The sequence below is a fragment of the Buttiauxella gaviniae ATCC 51604 genome (genome assembly GCF_001654835.1).
Lineage (GTDB): Bacteria > Pseudomonadota > Gammaproteobacteria > Enterobacterales > Enterobacteriaceae > Buttiauxella > Buttiauxella gaviniae.
Map to the genome: position 1 here is coordinate 39,514 of NZ_LXEP01000001.1, position 18,289 is coordinate 57,802.

Here is an 18,289-nt window from a genome sequence, read left to right on the forward strand (position 1 = left end):
GACACTCTTTGATTAAATCTACATCAGTCACAAACTAATTGCAACCTGACCAATGCCCAAAACCCCGCTAACCACGGGCGCTTACGCGCTTTCGTCTGCTTTTTTGCCGCTCCATTGGCACAAACGCTCGCCCACCATATTGTGAGTCAAGATCTGCCGCTCTGTCTCTTCGGTCATTAAATCCTCATTACTCACATAGATAGGGTTGGTTACATCGCAGAAGAGCACGCCTGATGTCTGTGTCTTAATCACGCACCCACTTACCATGCAGCTCGCGATGAACAGCAGAAGCGCCTTTCCGCCGCACTTCATTAAATGTCTCATTTTTGACGTCCACTGTACTTTGTAGCCTTTTCCTGTCTTCCTGCCTTGCCCTCTCTTCGAGCGCTTGCCGAGCCGCACGACCACCCATCGCATAAGCACCGACAAGCACGAAAAGAACGGCAGCCAGAGTAATTAGAGCAATTTTCAACTTCGAAACCAGGCTGCCGAACATTTTAAACCATCCCTTTCTGGTATTTGCGTACCTGCGACCAGGCAATAAAGCCGGCCACAATGATGGTGGCTATGCCAAAAATGATACGAACCGTATCACCGCTGGTGATATGACCTTGTGCCTTATCCATCGCCACAGACACTTGGGGCATTACGTCGGCCAGTTGCGCCAGACCAATACCTGCCGTGACAGTTGCGCCAGCCGTTTCTTTGGTCACAGGAACCGCTTTAACCGTCTTGATTGGCTTCACGACGCCAGCGCGACGCAGACCTTCCTCAATAACTTCTGCCGCATACCAGGTGTTTGGCGTTTTCAGTGGGCCACAGCCGTTCTCGTGCCGAATGATCGCCTCTACCAGCGGACGCAGAGTGTCGTAGTCGTGTAGATCGATGATCATGTCCGGGGTGACACCAACGGCTTTAGATACCTCGTTCACGTAGGCACTGGTGTTGTTTTCATTTGGCGGTGCCCAGCGCTCGATGACCTCGCGAATGGTATCGATGCTTGAACCGTCCTTCGCCCGGCGCTTGTCGTGGTAAGTGATGAGCGTTACCGCCAGCGCTCGAATCCCCCATACGGGATCTTTGAACGTGCAGAAACGTGGTTCGGAAGGGTTGCTAATAAGCCCCTGCCACGGCGACCCCTTATCGAGATTACCTGGGTTGTTGTTACGAATACCTCTTGGAGTTTTCATCCTTGATCTCCTTTATTGCAGTCCATTCTTGACGCCGTAGGCGGCTAACCCCAGCAGCAGCGCGGTAATCAGGAACGACGTAATCTTTGAGACAATGCCGCCAAAGAACCCACTGGAGATGGTGTCGAGCCGGTTAAGAAGTTTGTCCAGGTTGGAGTGCTGAATGCTGTGTTGTGCAGGCGTCATATCGCCAAAGTAGGTTTTGAGCTGGTCATTGACCTCCTGGCCAATTTCTTCACGCAACTCCTTACCTAATTTGCCAACGACTTCACGCGCAACGATTGCGGCAATGCGCTCTACCTGCTCTGGCGTTACGCCTGCCATCTCGTTCGACATGATTTCCTCCATGAAAAGTCAAATCGGGATGGCAGTTTTATATCACAATTTAATTGTATTTAGTAGGTAAGTACTTACACCCGCGCACCATAAATTGCACCGACTTTAGTCCATGTAGGCACGTTCCCCGTGACAGCCTTACCCGCCGCGCCACCTCCGTACATTGTCCCCAATCGTCCAGTAGCAGCGGCACCAGCAGCACCAACATTACCACCGGAACCACATGTATATTGAACGGCAGAAGCGATAGCATATTGAGCGCCGATACAGAAAGCCCTTCATCCTTCATCTGCCGTTGCAGCTCGCGCAGCACAACGGATTTGCCGGAACCGGATTGGCCGGTGATGTACACCACATCGCCCTGCTTCACTTCCAGCTCCAGATTGTCGTAAAGCGTCCACTCTTTTTTGTCCAGGCCAAGACCGAACGATTCGGCAATCTCCAGCGTGCGCGTGGTTTTGTTCACGCGGGTCTGAAACGATACGTTGATGGTGTATTTGCTCATGCAGCCAGCTCCCCAGAAGAAACTTTCTCCGCATACGCCACGAAAGCGTCTACCCCGCTTTCTCCCGTGATTTCTTCCATGTGGGCAAGCAAATCCCCAACCACAATGGCAGAGCCAGCAGGGAGCGTTTTAAAGCCCAATACGTCGATGACGCGGACTTCTTCAGAGACCACTTCGCGACTGATCTCGGTGTGCTCTTCTTTCTGGCGTTCCGTCTCTTCGCCCAGATCGAGCACCAGAGAGCCGGTTTCCATCTCATCGGTCATGCTGCCGACAAGCACGTTCAGCTCGCGCTCTTCAAAACCGAAGACCTCGACGTCGCCCAGCACCAGTGATTCCAGTTCCTGCTGCAATTTGATGGCGTCGTAGTCAATACTGGCCAGGCGGTTGTCTTCCAGACGCTTCGCCTTCACTTCTTCTTCGCTCAGATCGTCGCGAACGATGACCGGCACACGCTCCAGACCAGCCAGAAGTGCCGCCTCGCGACGACCGTGGCCAGTAATGATGACGTCGTGCTTGTCGACCGTGATCGGCTGGTCAAAACCGCGCTTTTTGATGGCGGCCGCCAGGTCGCGGATCTGCTGTTCGTCATGTTTTTTGGCGTTCATCTCATACGGGATGAGTTCTGCCGGGTTTCGATAGACGATTTCAAAGTTTTTGGTCATTACATACGCTCCTTGTAGTAGTCGACCAGCCACACCAGGGCTTCCCCGGCGTTCTCCATTTCGTTACCGGTATTGATTCCCTGCTCTTTGATGATGGTTTTGATCGTGCCGGCGACGCGATCTGACGCATCAAACGTCACTTTGAAGCGCATCGTCTGGTGTTCAGCGCCGACTCGCTCGGTTTTCTCGCGTTTGTCCTCATCGACCGGCTCGTCATCGCCACGGGAGAGCGCTTCCAGCGCTTCAAGATCGATAACGGACGCTTTGGCGAGTGTTGCCGCCATTTCGTCGTCATACGGGGCGATATCGGACAACCGGTAATCGATTTCAGACTGGATTTCTTCGATTAAGCGCTGCAAAGCGACCTGATCGTCTTCGCCGTAGCGCTCGTTATCGACGAGGGACATCTGTTTGGCCACCAGGTCGTTAATTTTGCCCACGGAGATGACGGGGACCGTTGAAATGCCCTGCTCCATCGCGGCACGCCAGCGGTGTTCGCCACCGAGGATCTCAAAAACGCCTCCGTCCAGCTCCCGCGCCAGAATTGGCTTAAAAAAGCCCAATTTTTCGATAGAGCCTTTCAGTTTTTCGAAATTTTGCGCCCCAACGGAGTTGGTATTCCAGGGATTCGGACGCAGGTTCGCGACTTCCACCTGCAGAATCGTAATTTTCACACCCATAATTCTGATACAATCCATTGTATAAGTACTTACTTACTATAATAGCCAATTACCATACAAAAGGCACGAAGGAAAGAGGTTTATGACAGTTCGGATTGTATCGAATGCAGTCAATGCGCTGATTTCTGGCGCTGATGACAACGTGAAGCGGCTCGTTCAGGAGATGTTGAGCTATGAAGTGGAGGCTGGTGACTGGAAAGGAACCAGCACAATGTTCAACTGGAGCAAAAACGCGTTCCCGGCTGGGTTTGCGAAGCCAGTTGCAGCCAACCTTCTGAAAGCTGGCATCAAATGCGTGCATGTGCGAAAGGAAAAAGCCCCCGCGCTGGGCAAGCCGAACCCGATAGTTAACCCATTCCCGTATAACCCGGACTATGCCTATCAGGATCAGACTGTGGAAACACTGGTGCGCGAAGGGATGATGATTGCCCAGATTGCGACGGGTGGCGGTAAATCGAACGTAGCGTGTAAGGCAGCTGCTCGCATTGGTCGTATGACGCTGTTTTTAACCACGCGCTCGGTTCTGATGTTCCAGATGGCAGAGAACTTCCAGAAATCCATCGACTACCGCGCGGAGAATGGCGAGCCGTGGCTAAAAGGTCAGAAAGTTGGGGTGATTGGATCTGGTGAGTTCCAGGTCTCGCGCCATATCAACGTTGCCACGGTGCAGACCCTGGCCAGTTTTCTCGAAGAGCCGCCGCGCGACGCATCACCGGAGAAAAAACAGTACCACCTGAAGCGCCGGGAACTGGTTAAGCGCTTCCTGTCCAGCGTTTCTCTGCTGATTCTGGAAGAGGCACACGAATCATCTGGCTCAAACTTCTACGATATCGCCCGGTTGTGCATCAATGCCGACTACCGTCTGGCGTTGACAGCTACGCCGTTCATGAAGGACTCGACCGAAGCGAATATGCGTCTCATGGCCGTTGCCGGTCGCATTGAGATAAAGGTCACGGAGAAATATTTAATCGATCGAGGTATTTTAGCCAAACCCTACTTTCTATATCATAAAATCGCGTACACTCCAGACGAGGTGCGGATTAGAGCCGAACTTGCTTCAAAACATCTGAATTTTCGGGTTGGGATGAGTACGGCTTACCAGAAAGCCTATCAGTTAGGCATCGTTTATAATCTGGGTCGCAACGAAGCTATTGTGCGTGAAGCGTTAATGTACAAGAGCCACGGTCTGAACTGTATGACGCTGGTTCGTTTGAAGCGTCATGGTCAGATTTTGATGGAAATGATGAAGGAAAGCGGCCTGAAGGTCGATTTCATCTACGGAGAATCAAACCAGACTACCCGACAAGCAAAGCTCAACAGTCTGGCGGCAGGCAAGATAGATGTTCTGATTGGCTCTACCATCTTAGATGTTGGTGTCGACGTTCCCAGCGTCGGGGCAGTAATTCTGGGTGGTGGCGGCAAAGCTGAAGTTGAGATGCGCCAACGTGTTGGTCGCGGTCTTCGAGCCAAAAAGAATCAGGCTAACGTGTGCTTTATTACCGACTTCATCGACGTGAGCAACAAATACCTCATGTCGCATTCATATGAACGGAAACACATTATCGACACAACGCCTGGGTTTGCCGAGGGAGTATTGCCGGTGGGTAGCACATTCGATTTTACTGTTTTGAATAGAGAGTAAGCATGAGCGAGAAACGCGCTATACACTGCCAGGTTCAGTTAACCGAAAAAGCAAACGACAAGCTTGAAACCTTCCAGAATCGACTGCGTGAACGCAACATAAAGCTGTCAAAGGCAGACATCATCAATCTGGTGCTGTCCAATATGACGATGGGTGATTTTGATAAGGCAGCTACGTCATTAGAGGCTTCTGCAAAGGCTCGTGAAAAGGTCATGAAGATTTTCGAATCCTCTGGCATGACCAAAGAAGATCTGGCCGATATTCTCAAACGTCTCGATTAAGCATTAAGGGCGTCGCAAGACGCCTTGTTCGTTGAAGTGATAAGGATTTAGTTCAAGCCATGAAACACGTTCTACTTCCACTGATTACCATCCCCGTTTTACTCCTGAGTGCATGTTCATCCCGCCCTGTGTCTGTAGCCGATGCAAAACCAGCTCCGCAGGCCAGAGTTTTCAAATACCAGACGTCTGCGCCAACCACGCTGGTGGTTATGAGAGACAAAGGTATGATAGGTGCTGGCTGCAACGCATCCATCTTCATTAATGGTGAGACAGTTGCGAAACTGGAGACCGGTGAAAAAGCGACGTTCCACCTTGATGCCGGGCAATGGATTGTTGGCGCATCACTGGAAGGCTCAGGACTGTGCGCACTGAACCCTGCTTGTCAGGAACGAGAGACCATCACCAAAGCTGGCGAGACGAAAGTCTTCCGAGTGTTCACCAGCAACGCAGGTGACATCGATATTCTACCAACGACACTGTGACGATATGACGAATAAAACTGACATCACCTACGGGATTCCTGCAGAAGTCTGGCCGCGCGATTACACCAACGTGGAGAAAGCGCTGATGTTCTGGCGTAAGTCTCTCATTCCTGTAAGGGTCACGATGGAAGATGGTCAGGTGTTCTGCATGTACGTTCAGGGTCTCATGTCGTCGCGCAACAAAGTCGACCTTTGCCCTGCCCCGTTCGACAAAGAAAATCGTATAAGGCTCCCACTTGAGCGAATCAGCACGATTGAATCAGGTGTGACAGAAGGCATTGCGCACGACTTCACGGGTCGGACAACGGTACACCCAGACTATGTGGACAATCGGCCATCTCGCCGTGATTTCTTCAAAATTTGTCGCCAGGCTCATGAGATGCAGAAGTCTATAAGGGTATATATGGCGGATGGCCGTGAAATTGAAGGTGTGTCTTCAGGCGTTGACGCTTGTCAGGTCACGCTCAACATGGGGGACGGTCGGAAGACAGTCGTCATGTTCGATTGGGTCGAACGGATTTTACCGTTTTAAATCTATAAGGGTAATAACCGGCTAAGTCCGGTTATTATTTATGTGTCACTTCCCGTTATATTTATTCCCCCTAATCTCGATTCCACTTTAAATATATAAGGGTGATTGACCGAATAAGTAATTTATTTAGGCAACACCTTCGAGAAAACGCGTTTTATTTCTAAGACTTTGATTATTATTGAAGAAAAATTTTTTCCATTCCCGCGTAAAAAACTCTTGATTTTAATTTTTGAATATCGATAATTAATCACATCGAAAGCAGACACGCTAACGATAAATAAATAACAAATTAAGTTATCAATATTACATAAGGATTAATATCATGTCTAACGTTGCTATCTCTAAAAAATCTATCATCGACGCTGCTGTAGTTATCGCTAATGAATTGCAAGTTGCAGCCAACAACGCTACTCAGACTTATAACAATCATTATCAGAATGGTACGCATACCAAAGCAGATAAAGCTAACATGCTTGCAGCGACTACTAAACTTGCATACTTCACCAACAACGTTTTAAACGCTGTTAATGATGAGAAGTTAGCTGGTGTCTTTTACTACGCGATTAAAGCAAGCAAACAAGCGCCTGAAGCGTTTTTCCGTGAAGCTATGACAAATAGCTACTCACTCGAAAAACTGGTTTATCTGGTTAAATCTATCAAGTCTGGTAAATGCGTTTATTCAGTCGCTGATATGTCTGGTTCTCGCGTATTCGCATTAATCGAAATGATTAATGATGAATTAGAAACATTCACTAATGGCGCTGTTTTCGATTTGATGAATGAAGCGAAAAAAGAAAATGAAATTAAATTAGACGCTGGCTATACGCAAGCCAACCAGCTGATTAATCTTTGTGAACGTCTCGGACTGGTCGAGAAGATCAAAGGAATGGGCGCTGCTAAAAACGGATCTCAGCAATATCGCTTTATCAAGAATGATTTTTACAACTATCTGGCTGATGCTTTCAAAGCGTAATTAGATGGATATAGCGCCCACTATGGGCGCTTTTTTCGTTTCAAGATCCGTACACCATAACGCGCCATTGTTGGCGCGTTTTTTATTGTCTGAAGTCTGCCAAAACAGACCAAAAATAAGCGCCATAAACGCGCCAATTTAACGCGTTTTTATGTGTGGTGGTACATATCCATTACCCACAATAAAAAACACGTTATAGCGCGTTTCACAGCGTTTTAGCGCGTTTTAGCGCGTTTTAGCGCGTAGCTTATTTTGACGTGTCGTGGGCGTGATCGTCTGGCGATATCTGGCGACGTGATCCGCGCTATCCTTCGGGACGTGTCGGCAATGTTGGCGCTATCCGTGGGCGCTCGCGTATCATTGGCACGTTGGCGCGACGTGTACGCGCTTGCAGTGGGTTTCCCACGGATTCACATAATCACATGGCGAAAGCTATCTGGATGGCTCAGGAGCTGAAACTCCACCAGCAACTGACCCAGCGCCGCTACGCAATTTCTGGAGCGATTTTTGGCTTCTCCCGCTCGGTTTTCTACATAAAGGCAAACCCAGCCGTTTCCCGAAAATTCCCTGGCCGTTTCCCTTCGGTTCCCCGGACAGCTCTCTGGCCGTTTCTGAATTTCCCTGCGGCAGTTGGTGGACGAAAAGAAAGGGGCGTTTCCACCCCCTCCCCTCTTACTTGCCAGCCATGATGTGAATGCGGTTCTTTCCGTACACCTCTTTCACGTATTCCCCGCACGAGACACTCCACGAGTCGATTCCCGCTTCGTAGGTGACGTTTTTGCATTTGATGGCGTTGTTGGCGATACGCATCCCCTCCCCCACTGCTTCCTGTTCGCTGAAGTCGAATCCGGATTCTGTTTTAATCCATAGCGCGATCTGCATGGCGAACTCGATGAGTTTTGACTGACAAAAGCGACCGCTGCGTACCGAGAAGATGAATAAGCCAAATTCCGAAGTGGAGACATACGCTTTCTCAAATACGCGCTTATGGCGACGGTTGCAGATAATGTCATTGGTGATCTGCTGTTTCTCTTTCCCGGACAGCTCGATGGTTACATTGTCACGCCAGGCGCCCAGCACGCTTTTCTCGTTATCAGAGAACGTCACAGAAATATGGCCATGTGCAGGGGTGTTAACAGTAGCGATAAAGTTCATGGTGATAATCCTTTAAACAACTTGTTTTCTTGTTGGTTTAATTATCGCTACGCGCATAAGGCGTCCAAGCGTTCTGTTCAGGTTGCTGGTGGCCGGAAGGGAGTCAGAGGGTTGTTCGGTAGCCTGGCGATAAGAGGTGGGTGTTTTTAGCCTGCGGGGTGAATCTCAGATTTGCTCACACTCGATATACAACATTACATATAATCGCCTCTGGACTAATTACCAGGAGACCCTCATATGTCCCACCGTGATGTGAAAGATTTTTTAGACGGCATTTCTGACGATTTCGGTATCGGCGCTGAATTCCTGGCTCGCGCCATGGCAATCAGTACCGAATACGCGACAGCTCTATTGGAGCAAAGAAAACCTATTACCGATGAGGACGCATATCGGCTTTCGTATGTAGTGGGCAAATCTCCCAACTTCTGGGCACAAAAGCCCGAACTGACGCCGTTGGCCGAATTACCCATTGATTTCGCCAAAATGATGAAGGTTGTAAAGATGTCGTAAAAGACCACCAGCATGGGTGGCCTCGTTCTCTTAGTGGAGCAGACCGACATCGATGGTATCGCCGGAGCCATCCACTCGGATCATAAGCATGGCGAAGGCATTTAATGGGTAGCCTGCGTGCCAGTCCGGGAAGCGGTCATCGCGCATGAAGTCGGCAATGTCATAAACGCTGTCCTCAAAGTGGAAGAAGCGGGCATCACATTGTTCGTCCTGTTCAACGTGATCCATTTCCTGCTGCTCTTCCGGCGACAGGTCGAGCCAGGATTCCAGCCATACGTTTTCAGCTTTAGGGGAGATAGTGAAATCGGTCATGTGCATATCCTCCATGCGTAAACATCTTGTTTTCTTGTTGGTGTAATTATCGCAATGCGGATAAGGCAAAAAACATTTTGTTATCGGGTATAACAAAATGGCGCGGGATACGCGCCATTGGAGGGGTTAAGCGAATACGCTTTCCGGGATGTAGTTTTCAACCGGTTCGTTGGACACGATGCGCAGACCGTACTGTCCAAGCCAGGTGTTGCTCGGGTTCAAGTAGGAAGTGTACAGCTCGTCTGCTTTCACCATCATCTTCTCAAACATCTCTTTGTCTACGCCGCGGAAATACGTTTCCAGTTTCAGCAGCATTGGTTCGGATGCGTTGCTGATGCTCTGGAAGCCTACGGTGTACACCCCATCCTCTTCTGTCCCGGTGCGGATCAGGGTGGTGGTGAGCACTTCGGTCCCGTTCGTGCTGTCACGCAGAACAGCGGTCAGCTTTGCAACTTTTCCGCCTGAGGTTGTCTCTGACGCATAGTACAAATCAAGAACCAGGTTTTCACGAATTACAGTCATTTTTGGTCTCCCTGTTGTTGACCTGATTATATTATTGTCATAGGTAAACACTTACAATACAGACAAACAAAAAAGCCCCGAAGGATGGACGGGGCTGTCGTATGGACGACTAATCGCTTTTGCACATGTCAGGCTGTCGCCAGGAGAGAGGCTCGCTGGATTTCTTGCTGGGCTACTTTATTCGCCTCCAGGAGCGCCTGTTCCAGTTCTCCTTCCGGCCAGATGATCTGTTTTGCCATCCACCCTCTTCCACATTGTCTGCGCACATTCAATATGTAGCGCTTTTTAACCCCCTCATCTATTGAGGCGAGGGTCTCCGTGAACAGACGAATAGCTGTTCCATTTGCGATGATATCCAGGAGTGTAATCTGCCCAACAATTGCCGGACGCTCTTTACGCACCTGTCCTACATTGAGTTTTAAAATCATCGCACTTTTCATGATCATCTCCGTAAACAATTTGTTTTCTTGTTGGTGTAAATAATACCAATATCAGCCAGGGGACAAAGTGTGTAATCAAGGGAGATAAGTGTCTGGAAGGTAGTGGTTAAAAGCAGAAAACAAATTGTTTAAGGAGGCAAGAAAACAACCAGTATTACAAAACAGCCAATTCAATCGCAGGATGACATTATGAAAAAGCCACTTTGCTGGTGGCGATTTCCATAATTAATTATTCTGCCTTCAGGAGCGTAATGGACTAAAAGTCTTTTCGTCACATGCAGAAGTCAGCTCTACGTTTTGACGAGGTATCTTAAACATGTACACACGCATCCCGGTTTTCAAAACCATCTTTTCGAAACGAATCGACCCCTTCGGGCCCACATATAGCAACGACCCGTTTTCCGTTGGAGTCATTAACCCGCTAGCCACAGGCACAACTTTCGGTGATCTGAATTCGATTTTCACAAACATGCCGTGATCGTAAATGTCGATTATGGCCAATGAGTGTTCCCCATCAACCTTCAGCATTGCCTTGCAGTTTTGAAATGTACCGCGAGTTTTAGTATCCGGATCAAAAAAGTATTTGGATTCTACGGGTTTTACAACCGGCTTTTCTTCGGTTGTGTTGTTCAGCACAGAGGTAGCTGGTGTTTCAGCGCAGCCGGACAACGCTGAAACGATCAGAAGCGGTAATAACATTCCTTTCATTTGTATCTCCTTTTTAGTCCTGAAATAATATCGACATATAAGGAGATAACTTGAGTTTTTTTTTGAGTTAACTCACAAGTTGCGGTTATCGCGCCTGCTGACAGGCAAATTGTTAAATATTATCGCCAGGAAACTCTAGTTTTATCGCCTCCACCAGCTCATGTTTTTCCTCATCGTTTAACAGAGACCAGACATCTCTACCTTTTGGCGTGTCACCCTTAGCTGGCACGAACGAACACAATTTGCGGTAGAGCGATGGCCCAACTCCATCCAGGCACTCAGCCAGTGAATCTACACTCCACGTCTCAACTACCACAGGCATCTTAATCATCTTGTTCCTCACTTTGATTCTGACGTTGTGCAGTTCCACGCGACAGACATTGGGTTGTCTTCAATATGGAAATCAAACGTCCCTTCTCTGTATCCTTCAGAGATGAGCGTCGCCACGCGACCAGCAACATCCTGAGAGCGGATAACGTCATCGAGGGAGATATCACACTCGGAGGACGCTTCCTCGCCACAGAGGGTGATGCTGATATTCAGATGCTTGTACATATGTTTCTCCTTTGTCTAAACACGTTGTTTTCTTGTTGGTGTTATTATCTCAATAAGACATAGGCGAAAAAGCATAACATCAAGGCCAACAACTATTTTTGCATTGCTGAAGCGACTCATAAGTTGTACAAACTAAGCAATCTAATGAGGGTATAAAATGGTCGACTGGCTCTACAAAAATGGCTTTCTTTCGTGGGATGCCTTGCTTATTGTTTTCACAATCGTTTACTGCTCATGGCGCGGATGGAGACATTCCAAAACACCACTTGGCAAGAAACAAAAAGCACGAGATGAAGAAATCAAACAATTGGCTCGCAGGTTGCGAGAAGAGAAGAAACAGAAGAAAACTCCCCCGAAAACCTACTGAAATCGCTTGAGACCCGAGGATGGTCTGGCAAAATGGAGTTCAGCAGCTGCACGAGAGGGAACGACACTCCCCCGCGATTTTCAGGCGAGCGAAGAGTAAGGCGAACTCCCGAAGATTTCCCGCACCGCTCCCGTAGTCGTCCCTCGCTCTGTACCGTGATGTACCCGTTTCCCGACCGGCAGCCAGCCTTTTCCCTGCGGCGACGCTCCCGTTCATGAAAAGGGACATGGCCTTTTCCCTGGATGGCCCGAAGGCTGACCGAAGGGGTGGATAGGGTCGTTACGGGGATGAAAACTATGGCTTGAATTTCTACGGAGAAAGTAGCGATACCCCTCTTCCCCTTCCCACTTATACCTCCAGTTAAATCTCTAGGGATTTTCTCTCCTGTTGACGTGCAAACCTTCCCCCTGATAACGCTCTATACGACGACTATGCCTTTGGGCGAAATGGGTGGTTTGTTCTCTCTACCGGCGTATGTGGTTTCGTTGTTCTTGAGGTGGTTCTTCTCTGTGTTTTCGTCAGGGTTGTTCTCGTCGTTTTGGTGAGTGTTCTTCTCCGTGTATGGAGTAATTGCAGGTGCGCTTTTCTCTTCGTTTACTTGAAAAGATGGAAGTGTGGGTAATGGCAGTAGGGTGCTTTAGTTGTTCTCCGCATATGAAGTAATGGCGTTCCCTGTCATTCAGTAATTTGCGTTCTCTTCCGGGGTAATAGTGGGTAAGCGAGATTGCGACGGTTCCTGTTCTGATCTGGGTTTGTCCGGGGTTTCGTTCTGGCTGTTCTTCTCCGTGCATTGGGTAATGGCATGTAGGGGTTTGCGTGCGCGAGCTGCGTTCTCGGTTGCCTGGGAAGATTAGGTGGGTGGTCTGTAGCCTGGGCCAAAGAGGTGGGTCTTTTCGGTAGCCTGACAGGAAGAAGTGGGTGTTTCCGGGAATGTGGGCAATGGCGTCTCTGGGTTTCCTGTGGGTGTGGTTAACTTGCTTTCTTATGCCTGAAAACAACTTGTTTAGATATCCAATATAGCGCAACGGGAGCGCTTCTGAGCGTGTCTGTTTTTGGGTGGTATCACGAGTCGTTTTTGACGTTTTGGTCGCAGGGAGATGGATTCTGGTGCGCAGGATTTTGGGTATAAGAGATGGCGTGCGAAAACGTCAACTTTTTAGACCAAATCAGGGGAAAGCGTTGACTTTTCGTTGATGTGTTATTTATTTGTTTTCTTATGGGTGTAATTGGCTTAAATGCCTTGTCACGCCTGGGCTGGGGTAGGTCAGAGGGGTGGGGAAAGTGGCGATCAACGGACTCTTACAGAAATCCTCAATTTTTGACCGCCAACGTCAACAATCGAATTACGTTACTGGAATGGTTTCACCATATAGTTCTTTGTATTTGGCCATCACTTCGTCTATGCAAACGGATGAAACATCTAATAACCGTGGATTGGCCTTATGGGCTTCTTCAAATGTCTTAGCGATCTTAGGGTCAAGTTTGTTTGCTTCAGCAGAACTCTTCCAAGGTAACTGAGTTTCAGGGTTCCCATTTGCGGAAATATCGAAAACACATGTACGAGAGATTTGCGAATAGAGACTACCTACTCCTGACGCATAAGACATAACAGGCAGTATCAGTAACAACGACGCTATCGATAATTTTTTCATGATTCCCTTTCTTTTAGGCTTGAGTTTTATTTTCTTTAACAGGTTAGATGAGCTATCACTTAAGGTTGTCGAAAACAGTAAAAACTTTAACTTATCAGGTGCTTTTCTTAATTTCACAAATCCCAACCAATCCAACAACTAAGAGGATTTAAACCATCCAGCTAACTAATTTCACACTTTTGTTATTAATTTGTTTTCTTATATGCGTAATTAATAAATTATCCAATAGCAGCGACATTCAGTTGCGATTGTGACCTATGACGCGAGAAAGCAGGATACGTTTCCAGTGGCTTTCGCGCCGGTTGATTTCATGCTTGTCGCTGTTAATGTCCATGATCTCCAGAATGGAGAACGTAACCTTTTTAAGCCTGTCCTCGTCGCAGGTACCGAACGCTTCAATCAGTCCGGCGTTGCCACCGTGCCCGGTCGTAAAATAGGTTTTCCACCGTCCCCATATGCCATCTTTGCCATTAGCCTGGCCGACATAAAGTTTCCCTCCATCGACGTCAGTCAGCAGGTAGATACCTTTGACAATATTCAGTGCCGTTCTCCACGACTTTAATTCCTGCTGGATGATGGTGCCCAGACTGACTCTGTCCAGTGCCACATTTTTGTAGCCGGGAAACTCGCCAAACGAAAGACACGTGGGGGCAATCTCGACGATGGGCATCTTCCCGGCCAGCGTCTCACCATTCAAAATGTGTTTTCGATGGCGAACGGCGTGGATATACATACGCCCACGATACTCGGCCAGTTCGGGAACATGGAGTAGTTGATAGAGATGGTAAACTTCATTCCGACCGGGGACAATAATCGTTGCTTCCGAAGCACATCCCTCGTTGAGATAGGTGCCAGCGTAGAGCCACCGCTGATTTTCTTCAGTCTGAATGAGAGAGATAACATAGGTGCGATTGAAGTTTTTGTTCTTCTGCAGGCATTGCCAGCCGTCGAAGGTCTCGTTCAGAAACTCCTTTATTGGGTTTTCTTTGTACTCGTTGGTGCTGGCTAAATGAATTTTACTGTTCTTTGGGGTCAGCTGCGGGTATAGCGACTGAAGGTACTGGAATAGTTCCATGCAGAAAATGTCCCTGATGAGATCGGCTCTGCTATCTGGTATCTCACACTGAGAGCCGATATGTCCACAACAAAACAAAGACTTACCAGTCCCAGGCTGGTAATCCGTCGACCAACTCAGCATCACAATCAAATTGCACCGCGTCATACCCGGCATCCAGTATGGCCTGTATGTTGGAGATCGTCTCTTCGGAAATGCCATACTCACGCAGCTCTTCTTTCCAGTCATTCCCTCGCATTCCAGCACTAACAATCCAGCCGTACTGTGTACCGTGTACCCAATTCAACCCGCGATCAGTAAGTGGGTCGAAGCAGGCAATGGGTAGCCGTTCTGAATCAGCTGCCGTGACGTGGGCGGTGCTGATCACCGCCGTCTTATACGATTCGGTGATTTTCAGCATCATGCCTTCTCCTTTGGAAACAGAATGTCGGCCGTGTCAGAAATGCCCCCCCAATTCACGCCGACGCTGGCGTCATGGCACTCTTTGATTTTTCGCAAAACCTGAACGCACTGTTCGTCAGTCAGGTCTGGTCGCACTTCACCTACATCTTCCTTGTGCCACATCACCATCAGCAGCGGCTCGTCTTCTGTGTAGTTCTCCAGCTTTTCGATGATGTCTTTTGCGGTTCCGAACATGATTAACTCCTTAAACAACTTGTTTTCTTGTTTGCGTTATTATCTCAAATAACAAAAGGCAGAAAACAAGATGTTTAAGGGATGATTAGGTGAGTTTGAAGTCATCGGCATCGTCGACGAACTCCATAAATCTGGCCTCCACGTTCGAGTGCGTTATCAGAAACTCAAGACCTCTTCCAAGCGAGGTTGGTTCTTCCAGCAAAAACTCGAACCCATCTTCATGAGTCCTCCCCAACCAGTATCCGCCGCCATACTCCTTCAATCGTTGAAAGAAAACGTACTGACCCGGTTTGAAATTTTGAAGAGTCTCGCCCCTATAGACGATCTGATAGTTTGAGTCTTTGAGTCCCATTTTCCCGCCCTCAATACTGTATATATAAGCAGTAGTATTTATTATTATACCGGTCAACTTTGCGGGTTAAGGGAATAACAAGGTGGTGAAAACAATTTGTTTCGGCACTTGAGATTTTGCAAATCGCACATACATGGAAGACGGCAATTTTTGAAACCTGATTTGACCCAAGTGAAAGGAGGAAACGATGAAGACCTATGATCGCAACCGTAACGCTATCACTACCGGCAGCCGAGTGATGGTGGCAACGAATGGGGCAACGGGAGTCATCAAGGAAATCTGCGGAGAAGGCAAATCAGAAGAACAATTACGCCGCTCTGACTGCGTGTCTATCGAAGGTGTGGAAGGTCTGTTCTGCCCAATAGATTTAGTTCGCTTGGGGTTCCATTAATTTCACCATCTATAATACAAATTGTTAAAGGCCACAATTAGTGGCCTTATTGATTTCTGCTTAGTGGCTTCTGAATCCACTACAACCGCGAAGAAACTCAACGATATAGCGCTTCATCTTCTCTGGTTCGTCTCCCGACCATCCATCTGTCCGAGTTGCCCTGCAGGACAATGGTGAATGGCGTATCAACCAGACTCGCAGAGGATATAAATTGCCCTACAGTATTTTTCATGTTTCTCCCTCAATCATCTGTGCTAATACCTACATAAATTAAGTATGTATTTACCTATCATTCGACGCGTTTGAAAACGTATACGCTGACAGTGATTCCGGTGTCTTCAAACTCGTCAGTAAACGACTTACCTTTGGCATAAACGTAATTATACAGCGTCATCCAGTTCAGAACTGGCGCATCACCCGGCAGTACTGCCACCAGTCGCCCGCCGACTTTAAGATGCTCCAGCGCGGCCAGCGTATGCTCTCTGTGACGGCCAAGAGAGTAGGGCGGGTTCATGACGATTTTGTCGAACTGATAGCCTGCATTGTCCTCAGACCACTTCATAAAGTCGCAGCAGACCGTATTTGTGTACCCCTTGCCAAGCAGGATATCAACGAAGAGAGGTGCGACTTCTATGCAGGTAACGTCTTCCGGATTGACGTCGATGCAGACCAGCAGATCTCCGCGCCCGGTTTCAGGCTCCAGCCACCAAGCAGAAAAATGGCGAGGCCAACAATCATCGCGGTGACTTTCTGGAAGCTCCATTTCATGCAATAGCCTCAGTCACAGCAGAAGGAAGATCCGGAGTTGCAGGTCGAGCTGGAATCGTGTCCAGCAGCATCCCATCCAGAGAGACAGGAGGTCGTTCTGGCAGGGGTGTCGTCTGCAAGGTTGTGGTGGAAGTAGTTGTGTCCGGTATCAACAGACTCTGACCGGCTGGTACGGCTACCGCTGCCAGGGTTGCTAAAATTACTCCGTAGGCCATTGGCTTCAGTCGATTTCGTTGAAAATTTTCCATGAGAACTGTCCTTGTGTGCCTGGGATTCACGCAACACACGAGAGGCGACGGAATCACGCACCTTCTCCATGCCTACTGTCGCGCCCAGATTTGCTATGGCGGTAGCTTGCGCATCAATGCGCTTCTCCAGCTCAAACACTCGTTCTTCCAGTTCCACAAGGCGTGCAGAAACACGACCGCTAAACAGCTCAGCCAGAACCAGGCGAATTGAACGGGGACGTTTATTGAAAGAAGTGAAAGGCGTTTGACGTGCCATTTGGATTCCATTCAGTGTCAGAAAGAGTTGCGGCTGGCCAAGCCAGCCGCCTTTTGGCGTTCCATCCTGGAACAGTACCTAACCGGTACTTCGTCATCCTGACGAACGGTAAGATACCTGATTTTAAATAATAAGTAAATACTTACCTATCTCTTTATGGCAAAAATCCAATGTCACGCTTGTGAGGCATATCGGCTGCGGGGTAGGCGGCGATCATAGCTGGCCGTTCAATAAATCTGCCATGAGAGAGGATTGGACCAAGCCCTGGATAACGAGAGAGCACAGTGCTAATACCCCAGGCGACAACAGATGAGTTCATGGCAACATTTTGGAAGGTATCTTCGTATCATGATGTGGTTAAATAGACATGATTTAACCCAATGGAATTTTAGCCATGCTAGCCTTCTGGCACGAATATTCAGATCTCATCTCCGCATTTTTAGCGGCTCTTTTAGGCGGCTGTTTCACGATGAAAGGGGTGACAGCACAAGTGAAACAGCAGGCAAAACAGCAGGCAACAGCGGCCAGAGAGAAGCGTATCACAACGCTATTAGGTGTCAGAGAGGAAATAGACTCACTGATTAAACTGTATCAGGCCAGAATGGCAGAAGAAATCGAAAAATACGACCGGAACTCACCGTTCGATAACATTTTCCCCATTACTCAAAACTACTTCACGTTCTATGAAGCCAATTCTGCATCCCTACCTGAAGTTCATAGAGAAACACTCTCAAAAATTGTGGCTTTTTATACAAGCGCAATAAGCCTAATTGATTCCTATCGCGGTAATAATGCACTTATCGAACGGCTGGACTCCACGCAGGTTGCAAGTGACATTACTGGCAACAAAGAGCATCTTGCACACCTGAAAAGATACGCAATCCTAGCCACAAAGTACGGTCGCGGATTAATGATGATTCATGAAGAGGTCATGCTGCGCTATAAACAGGTTATAGAAGCCATCGATGGTGAAATCTCACAGCTACAATGCAGTTAGCACTACAGTCTGTCCGCATATTACTCGATGCGGTCGGGCTTAGTGGGCTGAAGGTCCGC

At 48.3% G+C, this 18,289-nt stretch carries 28 protein-coding genes and 3 pseudogenes; 9 read left to right on the forward strand and 22 right to left on the reverse strand.

Annotated elements, in window-relative coordinates; translation table 11 throughout:
* Positions 1-81 precede the first annotated feature (81 nt).
* The 7 genes and pseudogenes from M977_RS00240 to M977_RS00270 all read right to left on the reverse strand — a co-directional run bounded on the left by M977_RS00240 (position 82) and on the right by M977_RS00270 (position 3,399).
* Entirely contained in the window at positions 82-252 is a 171-nt protein-coding gene (locus M977_RS00240) for a hypothetical protein (RefSeq protein WP_245163463.1), read from the reverse strand.
* Positions 245-496, reverse strand: coding sequence for a hypothetical protein (locus tag M977_RS25455; RefSeq protein ID WP_064511551.1), 252 nt, complete (start codon positions 494-496; stop codon positions 245-247). The genes M977_RS00240 and M977_RS25455 overlap by 8 nt, the downstream gene beginning before the upstream one ends.
* Position 497: 1 nt before the next feature.
* Complete coding sequence (locus M977_RS00250) at positions 498-1,190, reverse strand: hypothetical protein (protein ID WP_064511552.1); 693 nt, start codon at positions 1,188-1,190, stop codon at positions 498-500.
* A gap of 12 nt (positions 1,191-1,202) precedes the next feature.
* Complete coding sequence (locus M977_RS00255) at positions 1,203-1,526, reverse strand: hypothetical protein (protein WP_064511553.1); 324 nt, start codon at positions 1,524-1,526, stop codon at positions 1,203-1,205.
* A 253-nt stretch (positions 1,527-1,779) separates the two neighbouring features.
* A pseudogene (locus M977_RS00260) lies at positions 1,780-2,031 on the reverse strand (ATP-binding cassette domain-containing protein); the annotation flags it as partial.
* Positions 2,028-2,696 carry a ParB/Srx family N-terminal domain-containing protein gene (locus tag M977_RS00265; protein WP_064511554.1) on the reverse strand — a complete coding sequence of 223 codons (669 nt, stop codon included), beginning with the start codon at positions 2,694-2,696 and terminating at the stop codon, positions 2,028-2,030. The pseudogene M977_RS00260 and the gene M977_RS00265, both read right to left, overlap by 4 nt.
* Positions 2,696-3,399: pseudogene (locus M977_RS00270) on the reverse strand (ParB/RepB/Spo0J family partition protein). The gene M977_RS00265 and the pseudogene M977_RS00270 overlap by 1 nt, the downstream one beginning before the upstream one ends.
* A 59-nt stretch (positions 3,400-3,458) precedes the next feature.
* On the opposite strand from M977_RS00270, the gene M977_RS00275 reads away from it, so the two are divergent.
* The 5 genes from M977_RS00275 (at position 3,459) to M977_RS00295 (ending at position 7,286) form a co-directional block, all read left to right on the forward strand.
* Positions 3,459-5,018 (forward strand): DEAD/DEAH box helicase, encoded by a 1,560-nt coding sequence (locus M977_RS00275; RefSeq protein ID WP_064511556.1) that lies wholly within the window; start codon positions 3,459-3,461, stop codon positions 5,016-5,018.
* A 2-nt stretch (positions 5,019-5,020) separates the two neighbouring features.
* Positions 5,021-5,299: a hypothetical protein gene (locus M977_RS00280; protein WP_064511557.1), complete on the forward strand. Its 279-nt coding sequence runs from the start codon at positions 5,021-5,023 to the stop codon at positions 5,297-5,299.
* Between the two features lie 59 nt (positions 5,300-5,358).
* Entirely contained in the window at positions 5,359-5,781 is a 423-nt protein-coding gene (locus tag M977_RS00285) for a hypothetical protein (protein WP_064511558.1), read from the forward strand.
* A 4-nt stretch (positions 5,782-5,785) separates the two neighbouring features.
* On the forward strand, positions 5,786-6,313 hold the full coding sequence (locus M977_RS00290; RefSeq protein ID WP_064511559.1) for a transcriptional regulator: 528 nt from the start codon (positions 5,786-5,788) through the stop codon (positions 6,311-6,313).
* Positions 6,314-6,635: 322 nt separating this feature from the next.
* Positions 6,636-7,286 carry a hypothetical protein gene (locus M977_RS00295; RefSeq protein ID WP_048231963.1) on the forward strand — a complete coding sequence of 217 codons (651 nt, stop codon included), beginning with the start codon at positions 6,636-6,638 and terminating at the stop codon, positions 7,284-7,286.
* 672 nt (positions 7,287-7,958) lie between these two features.
* Here M977_RS00295 and M977_RS00300 read toward each other — a convergent pair.
* The gene (locus tag M977_RS00300; protein ID WP_064511560.1) at positions 7,959-8,441 is read right to left on the reverse strand and encodes a hypothetical protein; all 483 of its coding nucleotides are present in this window, start codon (positions 8,439-8,441) and stop codon (positions 7,959-7,961) included.
* 237 nt (positions 8,442-8,678) lie between these two features.
* Between M977_RS00300 and M977_RS00305 the strand changes: the two genes are divergently transcribed.
* Positions 8,679-8,951 carry a hypothetical protein gene (locus M977_RS00305; RefSeq protein WP_064511561.1) on the forward strand — a complete coding sequence of 91 codons (273 nt, stop codon included), beginning with the start codon at positions 8,679-8,681 and terminating at the stop codon, positions 8,949-8,951.
* Positions 8,952-8,981: 30 nt separating this feature from the next.
* Here M977_RS00305 and M977_RS25670 read toward each other — a convergent pair whose 3' ends face one another.
* From M977_RS25670 to M977_RS00335, 6 genes are all read right to left on the reverse strand, one after another.
* On the reverse strand, positions 8,982-9,263 hold the full coding sequence (locus tag M977_RS25670; RefSeq protein WP_064511562.1) for a hypothetical protein: 282 nt from the start codon (positions 9,261-9,263) through the stop codon (positions 8,982-8,984).
* A 126-nt stretch (positions 9,264-9,389) separates the two neighbouring features.
* Entirely contained in the window at positions 9,390-9,785 is a 396-nt protein-coding gene (locus M977_RS00315) for a hypothetical protein (protein ID WP_064511563.1), read from the reverse strand.
* 128 nt (positions 9,786-9,913) lie between these two features.
* Positions 9,914-10,225 carry a hypothetical protein gene (locus M977_RS00320; RefSeq protein WP_064511564.1) on the reverse strand — a complete coding sequence of 104 codons (312 nt, stop codon included), beginning with the start codon at positions 10,223-10,225 and terminating at the stop codon, positions 9,914-9,916.
* 240 nt (positions 10,226-10,465) lie between these two features.
* Positions 10,466-10,933 (reverse strand): hypothetical protein, encoded by a 468-nt coding sequence (locus tag M977_RS00325; protein WP_064511565.1) that lies wholly within the window; start codon positions 10,931-10,933, stop codon positions 10,466-10,468.
* A gap of 112 nt (positions 10,934-11,045) precedes the next feature.
* Positions 11,046-11,264, reverse strand: a complete 219-nt coding sequence (locus M977_RS00330) for a hypothetical protein (protein ID WP_064511566.1) — start codon at positions 11,262-11,264, stop codon at positions 11,046-11,048.
* 8 nt (positions 11,265-11,272) lie between these two features.
* On the reverse strand, positions 11,273-11,488 hold the full coding sequence (locus M977_RS00335; protein ID WP_064511567.1) for a hypothetical protein: 216 nt from the start codon (positions 11,486-11,488) through the stop codon (positions 11,273-11,275).
* A gap of 157 nt (positions 11,489-11,645) precedes the next feature.
* On the opposite strand from M977_RS00335, the gene M977_RS00340 reads away from it, so the two are divergent.
* On the forward strand, positions 11,646-11,855 hold the full coding sequence (locus M977_RS00340; protein WP_064511568.1) for a hypothetical protein: 210 nt from the start codon (positions 11,646-11,648) through the stop codon (positions 11,853-11,855).
* 1,343 nt (positions 11,856-13,198) lie between these two features.
* Here M977_RS00340 and M977_RS00350 read toward each other — a convergent pair.
* The 5 genes from M977_RS00350 to M977_RS00370 form a co-directional block, all read right to left on the reverse strand.
* Complete coding sequence (locus M977_RS00350) at positions 13,199-13,624, reverse strand: hypothetical protein (RefSeq protein WP_157092013.1); 426 nt, start codon at positions 13,622-13,624, stop codon at positions 13,199-13,201.
* Positions 13,625-13,745: 121 nt separating this feature from the next.
* Positions 13,746-14,582 (reverse strand): GIY-YIG nuclease family protein, encoded by an 837-nt coding sequence (locus tag M977_RS00355; RefSeq protein ID WP_064511571.1) that lies wholly within the window; start codon positions 14,580-14,582, stop codon positions 13,746-13,748.
* 82 nt (positions 14,583-14,664) lie between these two features.
* Positions 14,665-14,985: a DUF5983 family protein gene (locus M977_RS00360; RefSeq protein ID WP_064511572.1), complete on the reverse strand. Its 321-nt coding sequence runs from the start codon at positions 14,983-14,985 to the stop codon at positions 14,665-14,667.
* Positions 14,982-15,218, reverse strand: coding sequence for a hypothetical protein (locus tag M977_RS00365; RefSeq protein WP_064511573.1), 237 nt, complete (start codon positions 15,216-15,218; stop codon positions 14,982-14,984). The genes M977_RS00360 and M977_RS00365 overlap by 4 nt, the downstream gene beginning before the upstream one ends.
* Positions 15,219-15,303: 85 nt before the next feature.
* Complete coding sequence (locus M977_RS00370) at positions 15,304-15,570, reverse strand: hypothetical protein (RefSeq protein WP_048231957.1); 267 nt, start codon at positions 15,568-15,570, stop codon at positions 15,304-15,306.
* 187 nt (positions 15,571-15,757) lie between these two features.
* Between M977_RS00370 and ydfZ the strand changes: the two genes are divergently transcribed.
* Positions 15,758-15,961 carry a putative selenium delivery protein YdfZ gene (gene ydfZ / locus M977_RS00375; RefSeq protein WP_064511574.1) on the forward strand — a complete coding sequence of 68 codons (204 nt, stop codon included), beginning with the start codon at positions 15,758-15,760 and terminating at the stop codon, positions 15,959-15,961.
* 97 nt (positions 15,962-16,058) lie between these two features.
* Here ydfZ and M977_RS25985 read toward each other — a convergent pair whose 3' ends face one another.
* The 3 genes and pseudogenes from M977_RS25985 to M977_RS00385 all read right to left on the reverse strand — a co-directional run bounded on the left by M977_RS25985 (position 16,059) and on the right by M977_RS00385 (position 17,233).
* The gene (locus tag M977_RS25985) at positions 16,059-16,193 is read right to left on the reverse strand and encodes a hypothetical protein (RefSeq protein WP_280643823.1); all 135 of its coding nucleotides are present in this window, start codon (positions 16,191-16,193) and stop codon (positions 16,059-16,061) included.
* 57 nt (positions 16,194-16,250) lie between these two features.
* Positions 16,251-16,664, reverse strand: a pseudogene (locus tag M977_RS00380) (class I SAM-dependent methyltransferase); the annotation flags it as partial.
* Between the two features lie 74 nt (positions 16,665-16,738).
* Positions 16,739-17,233 (reverse strand): hypothetical protein, encoded by a 495-nt coding sequence (locus tag M977_RS00385; protein WP_064511576.1) that lies wholly within the window; start codon positions 17,231-17,233, stop codon positions 16,739-16,741.
* Between the two features lie 394 nt (positions 17,234-17,627).
* Between M977_RS00385 and M977_RS00390 the strand changes: the two genes are divergently transcribed.
* Positions 17,628-18,230: a hypothetical protein gene (locus M977_RS00390; protein WP_083962875.1), complete on the forward strand. Its 603-nt coding sequence runs from the start codon at positions 17,628-17,630 to the stop codon at positions 18,228-18,230.
* Positions 18,231-18,289: the final 59 nt, after the last annotated feature.

Bases quoted from the DNA above. Each gene is read 5' to 3' on its own strand.
- M977_RS00365 (WP_064511573.1), bottom strand. From the start codon at position 15,218: ATGTTCGGAACCGCAAAAGACATCATCGAAAAGCTGGAGAACTACACA.
- M977_RS25455 (WP_064511551.1), bottom strand. From the start codon at position 496: ATGTTCGGCAGCCTGGTTTCGAAGTTGAAAATTGCTCTAATTACTCTG.
- M977_RS00330 (WP_064511566.1), bottom strand. From the start codon at position 11,264: ATGATTAAGATGCCTGTGGTAGTTGAGACGTGGAGTGTAGATTCACTG.
- M977_RS00390 (WP_083962875.1), top strand. From the start codon at position 17,628: ATGCTAGCCTTCTGGCACGAATATTCAGATCTCATCTCCGCATTTTTA.
- M977_RS00320 (WP_064511564.1), bottom strand. From the start codon at position 10,225: ATGAAAAGTGCGATGATTTTAAAACTCAATGTAGGACAGGTGCGTAAA.
- M977_RS00275 (WP_064511556.1), top strand. From the start codon at position 3,459: ATGACAGTTCGGATTGTATCGAATGCAGTCAATGCGCTGATTTCTGGC.
- M977_RS00295 (WP_048231963.1), top strand. From the start codon at position 6,636: ATGTCTAACGTTGCTATCTCTAAAAAATCTATCATCGACGCTGCTGTA.
- M977_RS00385 (WP_064511576.1), bottom strand. From the start codon at position 17,233: ATGGCACGTCAAACGCCTTTCACTTCTTTCAATAAACGTCCCCGTTCA.
- M977_RS00305 (WP_064511561.1), top strand. From the start codon at position 8,679: ATGTCCCACCGTGATGTGAAAGATTTTTTAGACGGCATTTCTGACGAT.
- M977_RS00285 (WP_064511558.1), top strand. From the start codon at position 5,359: ATGAAACACGTTCTACTTCCACTGATTACCATCCCCGTTTTACTCCTG.
- M977_RS00340 (WP_064511568.1), top strand. From the start codon at position 11,646: ATGGTCGACTGGCTCTACAAAAATGGCTTTCTTTCGTGGGATGCCTTG.
- M977_RS00250 (WP_064511552.1), bottom strand. From the start codon at position 1,190: ATGAAAACTCCAAGAGGTATTCGTAACAACAACCCAGGTAATCTCGAT.
- M977_RS00335 (WP_064511567.1), bottom strand. From the start codon at position 11,488: ATGTACAAGCATCTGAATATCAGCATCACCCTCTGTGGCGAGGAAGCG.
- M977_RS00355 (WP_064511571.1), bottom strand. From the start codon at position 14,582: ATGGAACTATTCCAGTACCTTCAGTCGCTATACCCGCAGCTGACCCCA.
- M977_RS00265 (WP_064511554.1), bottom strand. From the start codon at position 2,696: ATGACCAAAAACTTTGAAATCGTCTATCGAAACCCGGCAGAACTCATC.
- M977_RS00290 (WP_064511559.1), top strand. From the start codon at position 5,786: ATGACGAATAAAACTGACATCACCTACGGGATTCCTGCAGAAGTCTGG.
- ydfZ (WP_064511574.1), top strand. From the start codon at position 15,758: ATGAAGACCTATGATCGCAACCGTAACGCTATCACTACCGGCAGCCGA.
- M977_RS00325 (WP_064511565.1), bottom strand. From the start codon at position 10,933: ATGAAAGGAATGTTATTACCGCTTCTGATCGTTTCAGCGTTGTCCGGC.
- M977_RS25985 (WP_280643823.1), bottom strand. From the start codon at position 16,193: ATGAAAAATACTGTAGGGCAATTTATATCCTCTGCGAGTCTGGTTGAT.
- M977_RS00360 (WP_064511572.1), bottom strand. From the start codon at position 14,985: ATGATGCTGAAAATCACCGAATCGTATAAGACGGCGGTGATCAGCACC.
- M977_RS00315 (WP_064511563.1), bottom strand. From the start codon at position 9,785: ATGACTGTAATTCGTGAAAACCTGGTTCTTGATTTGTACTATGCGTCA.
- M977_RS00255 (WP_064511553.1), bottom strand. From the start codon at position 1,526: ATGTCGAACGAGATGGCAGGCGTAACGCCAGAGCAGGTAGAGCGCATT.
- M977_RS00300 (WP_064511560.1), bottom strand. From the start codon at position 8,441: ATGAACTTTATCGCTACTGTTAACACCCCTGCACATGGCCATATTTCT.
- M977_RS25670 (WP_064511562.1), bottom strand. From the start codon at position 9,263: ATGACCGATTTCACTATCTCCCCTAAAGCTGAAAACGTATGGCTGGAA.
- M977_RS00280 (WP_064511557.1), top strand. From the start codon at position 5,021: ATGAGCGAGAAACGCGCTATACACTGCCAGGTTCAGTTAACCGAAAAA.
- M977_RS00370 (WP_048231957.1), bottom strand. From the start codon at position 15,570: ATGGGACTCAAAGACTCAAACTATCAGATCGTCTATAGGGGCGAGACT.